Below are 6,901 nucleotides of genomic sequence, written 5' to 3' on the forward strand. Positions count from 1 at the left end.
GGTCTCCTTTCGATTTAGTTGGCCACCAAGGCGTTTGGTGCGTACAAGCCTTTGCCCGTAACCAGCGGCAGGTCGAGGGTGGTGCGGATGCCGGCCGGCGCGGCGATCACCGCCGGGATGGCGTTGACGATGCGGCCCGCGGCGCCGACGATCGCGGCGTGGTTGTGGTCGCCCTTGCGGCTGCTCGGGACGATGTCCACGGCATACGACGGTTCCCCGGTGATCTCGACGCGATACGAGCCGCCGCCGGAAGCGGGTTGCGGCCAATCGGGCCGCAGGTCGGGTCGCAAGCGCGTGATGTGCTCGACGACGATGGCCGGGTGGCCCTTGGACATGCCGCGGATCTCGAACTGCAGTGCGGCCTGCGTGCCCTTGGCAATATGCCCCACCGCGATGTCGAAGTCTTCCGGCGCCGGCTCACGCTGGATTGACTGGGTAATCTCGTCGATCTCTACGCCGAGGCCGGCCGCCAGCTGACGGATTGCGGTTCCCCAGGCGAACGTGAGCACGCCCGGTTGCAGCAGCATCGGCACGTCGTCCAGCGGCCCGCCGAATCCCATGTAGCGCATCACTTCTGCGCCGTCGTAGCTCGCGTAGTCGGCGATCTCCATGCAGCGGACCTGATCGATGCGCTGACACGTCCCGGAGAGCGCGAAGGGAATGAGGTCGTTGATGAATCCCGGGTCGACGCCGTTGATGAAGATACTCGAATTCCCTTGTCGCGCCGCATCTTCGACGCGGGCGATGTATTTGTCCGGCATCACGCCCCACGGGTACTGCAGCAGCCCTGGCGACGACCCGACGACGTTGATCCCTTCCGCCAGGATGCGCATGACATCCTTCATCGCGTCGGGCAGCCGGGTGTCGCCCATGGCGCAGTAGACGACGCATTCGGGCTTGGTGGCGAGGATCTCGTCGAGACTTCCCACGGCCTTGATGCCCGTGCTGACGCCCCCGTCCAGGCCAACGCCGCACAGATCTCCGGCGTCCTTGCCCACCTTCGCCGGTGTCGACACGCACACCCCCGTCAATTCGAACTGCGGGTTGGTGATGAGTTCGGCCAGGGCCAGGCCTCCGACATTTCCGGTTCCGACGTGCGCGACGCGGATCGCCATCAGAGTCTCCGTTTCGTAGAACACTGGAAAACTTTTCTAGACACTAGTCCATAATTTTTGGGCCGCCCACCGGGGCTCAGCCGGCCCGCACAGCCCTTAACCAAACGCGGGACTTCGCGCAGGCACCGCTTTATGCTCGGTTTTGCTGACAGTCGAAAGGGGGTGGGGGCGGGGAGATGTCGTACGTAGTCACCACGCCCGAGATGTTGGCGGCCGCGGCCAACGATGTCGGGAACATCGGTTCGGCGATCAGCACCGCCAGCTCGAACGCGGCGGGCCCGACCACCGGTTTGATCCCGGCGGCCGAGGACGAGGTGTCGATGGCCATCGCAAAGCTTTTCGGCGCGTACGGCCAGGAGTACCAGGCGCTCGTCTCGCAAGCTTCGGCGTTTCACGACGAGTTCACCCAGGCGCTGGCCGCTTCGGGAAACGCCTACCTGGAAGCCGAGGCCGCCAACTCGGCCCTGATGCTCGGGCCGTCGAACCCGCTGAACGCGATCGCCTCGCCGATCCAGACGCTGTTCGGCCAACCGGCGCTCACCGGCGGGTCCGGTGAGGCCAGCGCGATGACGTCGATGGCGTCGATGTCGAGGGCGGCCGCCGCGGACCCACTGACCGCGCTGATCATGGGTGGCACCGGCAACCCGACACCCAACCCGGCCTACGTGACGAGCATCTTCAACTCGTACATCCAGCCCAACCCCCTCTTCGCCGGGGCCACTCCGCAAGGCCTCTTCACGCCCGAGCAGTTCTGGCCCATCACCCCCAATCTCGGAAACCTGACGTACGGCCAGTCCGTCGCCCAGGGCACCGGCCTGCTGAACGACGCGCTCGTCGGCCCCAGCGGAGTGCTCACGCAGGGCAACAGCGCCGTCGTCGTCGGGTACTCGCAAAGCGCCGCCGTCGCCACCAACGAAATCAACGCCCTGATGGCGGCGGGCTCGCCCTATCAAGACCAGCTGTCCTTCATGCTGCTGGCCAATCCGAACACCCCCGACGGCGGCATCCTGTCGCGCTTCCCCGGCTTCTACCTCCCGTTCCTGGATGTGCCGTTCAACGGTGCGACGCCGCCGCTCTCGCCGTACCTGACCAGCATGTACACGATCCAGTACGACGGCATCGCCAACGCCCCGCAATACCCCCTCAACCTCGTGTCGGACGCCAACGCCGTCGCGGGCTACTTCACCCTGCACGACACGTATCCCACGCTTTCCGCCGCGCAGGTCGCCAACGCCGTGGCCCTGCCGACTTCACCCGGCTACACGGGCGCCACCCAGTACTACGAGTTGCTGACGCAGAACCTGCCGCTGCTGCAGCCGATCCGCGATATCCCTTTCCTCGGCAATCCGCTCGCCGACCTCGTCCAGCCCGACCTGCGGGTGCTCGTTGACCTTGGCTACGGCTCGTACGGGCCGGGCCTCAACTACGCGAACATTCCCACCCCGGCCGGCCTATTCGAGGTCGTCAACCCGTTCACGACCGGGCCCGACCTCGCCCTCGGCGCCGTGCAGGGACCCCAGTCCGCGCTGGTCGATCTCGGGCTGCTGCCGCAGTCCGCGACCCCGACCATCTATCCCTACGTTCCGTCGATAGATCCGAACCTGAACTTCTTCCTGGGCCAGCCGAGCGTGACCGGGCTGTCGCTACTCAGCGGCGCCACCGGGGATCTGCTGCATCTGATTCCGCCCATCCACTGAGGGCCTTGACACGATTGTTTAGCGACAGCTAAATTTAGCGAGTGCTAAATGATGCAGGTCCGCTCGATCCCATCGTCCTGTACCGCTCCGCGACGGATAGAGCCGTCGCGGTCGTGGAGGCGGTTGCGCCCGAGCAGCTGACCTGGGCGACGCCCTGCTCGGAGTGGACCGTGCAAGACCTCATCGATCACCTGGCCGGCGGAGCGGAGTACCTGTTGTCGGCGGCGACGGGCGCGGAGCCAGTCCCAGCCGAAAGTGCGTCGGGGACCGATTACCGAATGCGTGTGGCCCGCGTGCTGACCGCCCTGGAATTGCCCGGCGCGTTGGAGCGCGTCTGTGTCTCCCCGCTCGGCTTCGACTGGCCCGTGGCCGACGCGGTGGCCGGCACGTTCATGGATGTGCTCATCCACACGTGGGACCTGGCCCGCGCGACAGGACAGGACGAGCGGCTTGATGCCGGCCTAGTGGAAGCGTGTACTGCAATGTTTCTCCCCGAAATGCCAAGGCGCGGACGGGAAGCGGGGATCGTCGGCCCTGAGGTGGTGCTGGGCGAGGGCGCGTCTGCGCAGGATCGGCTGCTGGCGGCGATGGGCCGCACACCGTGACCGAGCCGGCCGTCGAGGATGCCATCAGGGCGCTGGCGCATCCGGGCCGGCGGACGATGCTGCGATTGGTGTGGGATCAGGAGCGACCCGCATCCGCTCTCGCCGAGGCCGCGGGCCTGTCGAAATCGGCCGCGAGCCAACACCTCAAGGTATTGCGCGACGCCGGATTGGTCGACGTGCGCGCCGACGCTACCCGACGGCTGTATCGCGCCGACCTGGCCCGGGTCGCCGAGGTGGCCGCACTGCTCGACGACTTCTGGGCCGCACCGCTGCAACGCCTGCGTGCCGCCGCGGAAACCGATCCGCCATGAAGCTGGTCATACAACAGCTCGTGGTGCGGGCGAGCGCCGAGCGCGTCTTCGAATTGTTCACCGACCCAGTGCAATTCGGGCAATGGATGGCCGAGGACGCGGTCCTTGATGCCATCGCCGGCGGCGTCGTGCGCTGGACACACCCCAACGGCGACACCGTGTCCGGCCGCTACGTCGAAGTTGAGCGGCCCCGCCGGATCGTGTTCACCTACGGTTGGGAGCGCGCCGACGTCGGAATCCCGCCGGGATCAACGACCGTCGAGGTCGACCTCATTTCCCAGCCCGACGGCAGCACGCTGGTCAAACTGGTGCATCGAGGACTCGAAGGCGGCGCGGCGGACGCCCACCACGGCGGCTGGGTTCACTACCTCGACCGGCTGCGCCGCACGGCCGAGGGCGAAGACGTCGGCAAGGATCCATGGGCCGACCGTCGGGTGCCAAGTCGCCAGGAGCTCCACCGATGAGCAGCGGGTCCACCGAGGCACGCTTCTGGGCATTCGCGGAACCGCTGTTGGCCACCGCCACGGTCACGCGCTCGACGATGATGGGCCTGCCCTGCCTGCGGTCCAATGGCCGGTTCTTCGCCTCGTTCGACCGGCGGATCGCCGCCCTTGTCGTCAAGCTGCCCGAAGCCAGGGTCAACGAACTGATCCAATCCGGTGAGGCCGAGCCGTTTGCGCCGTCCGGTCGCCGGTTTCGCGAATGGGCGTCCATCGACGCCGGTCGATCCGAAACCTGGTCCTCGCGTCTTGCCGAAGCCCTGGAATTTGTTGCGGCCCAGTGAGGTTCGGGACGAGTTTAAGGGTCTGGTAGCAGCGCACGCACTCCGCGGAGCAGGGCGAGGGCATGTTCGGCGTCGCCGCTACGGGCCCTGGCCAGTGCGCCGAGGACGCCGGCCTGAAGAGCATCGGCCAATCTCGCCGGCGTCGAGGGCGTGGCCTGCGCAAGCTCGCCTGCGGCCTCCGCACGGCGCAGTGCCCCACGCAGGCCGCGGCGCATGCGTCGCAGGTGCCCGTCGGTCAGGCTCTTGATGCGGGGATCCCGATTGATCGGATCGCGCATGGTCTCCACCGCCAGGCAGCCGGCGGTGCCCATCGGCCCGCGGATGAGTTCCTCGACTTCGTCAAGAAACGCGTGCACGTCGGCGGCGCCGGCGCGGCCGCGTTCGAGGGGGATGAGCATCGCGCACGCCGAGTCGACATAGTTCTGCAGCACGGTGTGCATGATGTCTGCCTTGGTACCGAAGGAACGGTACAACGTCGAGGAAGACAGTCCCGTCGCGGCCAGCATCTCCTCTTGCGTTGCCGCGTCATACCCCTTGCGCCAGAACAGCATCAGTAGCGCATCCAGCGCACACTGCCGATCGAACTGCGGGGGCCGTCCGGGGCGACGCTTACCTAAGGTTGACATTTGGAGTAAGTGTACTCAATACTTCCAACAAATACATTCGGAGTTGTCTAACTCAAAAATCAACGGAGGCCGGTGTGTTAAAACCAGGCGATACGGTCAGCGCGAGGACGCTGCGCACAATCACCGACACCGACGTGGCGGTTCCAGCGCCCGACGCAACCGTGCACCTGCAGTTCCGGCGTTTCGCCGGATGCCCGATCTGCACGTTGCACATGCACGAACTGAGTCGGCGGCACGACGAGATCGAATCCGCCGGCATCACCGAGATCACGGTATTTCATTCCGCGGCCGACGCGCTTCGCCGCTACCAGGCCGACTTACCGTTTGCGGTCGTGGCCGACCCGGATCGCAAGCTGTACAAGGAATTTGGGGTCGAATCCTCCTCAATCGCTGCTAGCTTGCACCCACGTGCGATGCTTGCCGCCGCTCGCGGCATGCGGTGGTCCAAGGCGAGCGGTGCGATCGGCTTGGGCGAGAAGCACACGGGCAAACCGGCGGATTTCCTGATCGGCTCCGACGGCAGCGTGTTGGCGTGCAAATACGGCGCGCACGCCGACGATCAGTGGTCAGTCGATGAATTACTCAAGCTCGCGAAGGACTAGCCGCTAAAGCCCGAGCGGGGAATTCTTGCGAATCGTTTCGTCGCGGATCAGCCCGCGCAGCAGGGCGGTGCTGAACTCGGCGGCGATTTCCTTGGCGGTGCGCCGCCCGCTCGGGCGCAGCCAGCGGTAGCTGCCCAGCGTCATGCCGATGTAGCCCAGCGCCACCACGTGCGAGTCGCACTCGTAGAACTCGCCGCTGGCGATGCCGCGGTCGATGAGGCCGTGCACGTGCTCGTAGACCTGGGCCTCCTTTTCGCGGACCTCGGCGACCTGCTCGGTGGTGAACCACTCGGTGATGTAGGGCTGTTCCTGGAAGTACACGGCGGCCCGCTCGGGATTGCTCGCGATGCCCGTCAGCAGCCGGACGGTGTACTGGTAGAGCGCCTCGCGGGCCGTCCAGGACGGGTCGTCGTGCACCGCGGCCAGGGTGCCCTCGGCGGCCTGACGGTAGATGTCGAACAGGATCAGCGACTTGCTGGCGTAGTAGTGGTAGACCGTCGCCTTGTTCAGGCCGATCACATCGGCAACGTCGTCCATCCGGGTGCCGTGATAGCCGCGGGCGGCGAACAGCTTGGTGGCAACAGCCAGCAACTCCTCGCGGCGTGTCAACCCGTTGGGGGTGATGCTGTCGGATGTCATCTGTACTCACTATCGTCGCTGCCGGCGGGGCCGGATTTGGGTTCCGGCGGGTCCGGATGAGGCAAATTATCAATCAACTGGTTGGACAGTTTAAGGCCTCGGGGACGCTCGCCCGCCTGTCGCACCGGCGACGAGGGGACTAGACTTCGATCGGAATTGTCGCAAGTCGAGAGGTGGGGACGATGGATCCGAATCCGGATTACGACGCAAGCGACGAGCTCGAGTTCTTCATGCGGTACTTCACCTGGGGATTGCGGGGCGTTCAGGACGGCAACGGCTACCCGCCGCCCGCATATCCGCCCGTCTAGAGGCCCGCTATAACGCTTTGAGTTCCTCGGCGACCTCCGTCACCGATTTCTTCGCGTCTCCGAACAACATCGTGGTTCCCTCCGCATAGAACAGCGGGTTGTCGATTCCCGCGAATCCGGAATTCATCGACCGCTTCAGCACGATCACCGACCTGGCCTTGTCCACATTGAGAATCGGCATGCCGTAGATCGGACTCGACGCCTCATTGCGGGC

11 protein-coding genes are annotated in these 6,901 nt (G+C 65.8%); 7 read left to right on the forward strand and 4 right to left on the reverse strand.

Annotated features, from left to right (window positions below):
- Positions 1 to 14: 14 nt before the first annotated feature.
- Entirely contained in the window at positions 15 to 1,115 is a 1,101-nt protein-coding gene (locus tag A5736_RS15110; protein WP_076247072.1) for a diacylglycerol kinase, read from the reverse strand.
- A gap of 176 nt (positions 1,116 to 1,291) precedes the next feature.
- On the opposite strand from A5736_RS15110, the gene A5736_RS15115 reads away from it, so the two are divergent.
- From A5736_RS15115 to A5736_RS26395, 5 genes are read left to right on the forward strand one after another with little or no spacing between them, the layout of a single operon-like run.
- Positions 1,292 to 2,812: a PE-PPE domain-containing protein gene (locus A5736_RS15115; protein ID WP_076247060.1), complete on the forward strand. Its 1,521-nt coding sequence runs from the start codon at positions 1,292 to 1,294 to the stop codon at positions 2,810 to 2,812.
- Between the two features lie 41 nt (positions 2,813 to 2,853).
- On the forward strand, positions 2,854 to 3,417 hold the full coding sequence (locus tag A5736_RS15120) for a TIGR03086 family metal-binding protein (RefSeq protein ID WP_083667453.1): 564 nt from the start codon (positions 2,854 to 2,856) through the stop codon (positions 3,415 to 3,417).
- Complete coding sequence (locus A5736_RS15125; protein ID WP_076247062.1) at positions 3,414 to 3,728, forward strand: helix-turn-helix transcriptional regulator; 315 nt, start codon at positions 3,414 to 3,416, stop codon at positions 3,726 to 3,728. The genes A5736_RS15120 and A5736_RS15125 overlap by 4 nt, the downstream gene beginning before the upstream one ends.
- Positions 3,725 to 4,192 carry an SRPBCC domain-containing protein gene (locus A5736_RS15130; protein WP_076247063.1) on the forward strand — a complete coding sequence of 156 codons (468 nt, stop codon included), beginning with the start codon at positions 3,725 to 3,727 and terminating at the stop codon, positions 4,190 to 4,192. The genes A5736_RS15125 and A5736_RS15130 overlap by 4 nt, the downstream gene beginning before the upstream one ends.
- A complete protein-coding gene (locus A5736_RS26395) occupies positions 4,189 to 4,512 on the forward strand; it encodes a hypothetical protein (RefSeq protein WP_175611287.1) in 324 nt (107 codons plus the stop codon). Before A5736_RS15130 ends, A5736_RS26395 begins: the two co-directional genes overlap by 4 nt.
- A gap of 14 nt (positions 4,513 to 4,526) precedes the next feature.
- Here the strand turns inward: A5736_RS26395 and A5736_RS15140 are convergent, their stop codons facing one another.
- Complete coding sequence (locus A5736_RS15140; protein ID WP_083667454.1) at positions 4,527 to 5,138, reverse strand: TetR/AcrR family transcriptional regulator; 612 nt, start codon at positions 5,136 to 5,138, stop codon at positions 4,527 to 4,529.
- Positions 5,139 to 5,212: 74 nt separating this feature from the next.
- On the opposite strand from A5736_RS15140, the gene A5736_RS15145 reads away from it, so the two are divergent.
- Positions 5,213 to 5,740, forward strand: a complete 528-nt coding sequence (locus A5736_RS15145) for a peroxiredoxin-like family protein (protein WP_076121513.1) — start codon at positions 5,213 to 5,215, stop codon at positions 5,738 to 5,740.
- 3 nt (positions 5,741 to 5,743) lie between these two features.
- Here A5736_RS15145 and A5736_RS15150 read toward each other — a convergent pair whose 3' ends face one another.
- Complete coding sequence (locus tag A5736_RS15150; RefSeq protein ID WP_076121510.1) at positions 5,744 to 6,379, reverse strand: TetR/AcrR family transcriptional regulator; 636 nt, start codon at positions 6,377 to 6,379, stop codon at positions 5,744 to 5,746.
- Between the two features lie 182 nt (positions 6,380 to 6,561).
- On the opposite strand from A5736_RS15150, the gene A5736_RS26010 reads away from it, so the two are divergent.
- Complete coding sequence (locus A5736_RS26010) at positions 6,562 to 6,687, forward strand: hypothetical protein (RefSeq protein WP_139329499.1); 126 nt, start codon at positions 6,562 to 6,564, stop codon at positions 6,685 to 6,687.
- 7 nt (positions 6,688 to 6,694) lie between these two features.
- On the opposite strand, the gene A5736_RS15155 is transcribed toward A5736_RS26010, so the two are convergent.
- Positions 6,695 to 6,901, reverse strand: a 207-nt coding sequence (locus tag A5736_RS15155; protein ID WP_139333327.1) for an NAD(P)(+) transhydrogenase (Re/Si-specific) subunit beta, incomplete at its 5' end; no start/stop codon positions are given.

Source organism: Mycobacterium sp. SP-6446 (genome assembly GCF_001954045.1).
Taxonomy (GTDB): Bacteria; Actinomycetota; Actinomycetes; order Mycobacteriales; family Mycobacteriaceae; genus Mycobacterium.

What these genes read in the sequence shown, in the direction of transcription:
- A5736_RS26010 (WP_139329499.1), top strand. Translation starts at nt 6,562, where the DNA reads ATGGATCCGAATCCGGATTACGACGCAAGCGACGAGCTCGAGTTCTTC.
- A5736_RS15130 (WP_076247063.1), top strand. Translation starts at nt 3,725, where the DNA reads ATGAAGCTGGTCATACAACAGCTCGTGGTGCGGGCGAGCGCCGAGCGC.
- A5736_RS15150 (WP_076121510.1), bottom strand. Translation starts at nt 6,379, where the DNA reads ATGACATCCGACAGCATCACCCCCAACGGGTTGACACGCCGCGAGGAG.
- A5736_RS26395 (WP_175611287.1), top strand. Translation starts at nt 4,189, where the DNA reads ATGAGCAGCGGGTCCACCGAGGCACGCTTCTGGGCATTCGCGGAACCG.
- A5736_RS15140 (WP_083667454.1), bottom strand. Translation starts at nt 5,138, where the DNA reads ATGTCAACCTTAGGTAAGCGTCGCCCCGGACGGCCCCCGCAGTTCGAT.
- A5736_RS15115 (WP_076247060.1), top strand. Translation starts at nt 1,292, where the DNA reads ATGTCGTACGTAGTCACCACGCCCGAGATGTTGGCGGCCGCGGCCAAC.
- A5736_RS15110 (WP_076247072.1), bottom strand. Translation starts at nt 1,115, where the DNA reads ATGGCGATCCGCGTCGCGCACGTCGGAACCGGAAATGTCGGAGGCCTG.